The organism is Pseudomonas parakoreensis, from assembly GCF_021602155.1.
GTDB lineage: Bacteria > Pseudomonadota > Gammaproteobacteria > Pseudomonadales > Pseudomonadaceae > Aquipseudomonas > Aquipseudomonas parakoreensis.
In genome coordinates, this window is record NZ_BQHY01000083.1 from 1 (window position 1) to 284 (window position 284).

Below are 284 nucleotides of genomic sequence, written 5' to 3' on the forward strand. Positions count from 1 at the left end.
TGACCGTTGGCCAGAGTCACCACAACCGGCGAACCGGTGACTGGCGCACCGACGGTCGCGGTGTAAGTGACAGTGCCACCTTCAGCCGCAGACTCGGTCGCGGTCAGTTTGACCGTGGTGGTATCGACGGTATCGGTGACGCTGGTCACGGCCGGGATGTTGCTGGTCACCAGGTTTTCGAAATTGCCGCCAGTCGCGCTCTTGATCGTGGCCTCAACGGTGCCGGCGTCTTTGTAGACGTCATCAGCCGGAGCCGGAACGGTCACGGTGCCGGTGGTTTTACC

Annotated in this window: 1 protein-coding gene; it reads right to left on the bottom strand. The window is 62.3% G+C overall.

The genetic code is table 11. From position 1 onward, the window contains the following. Window positions 1-284 (bottom strand): immunoglobulin-like domain-containing protein (locus L6D63_RS28490; protein WP_236170520.1); only part of this gene is annotated, 284 nt, incomplete at both ends.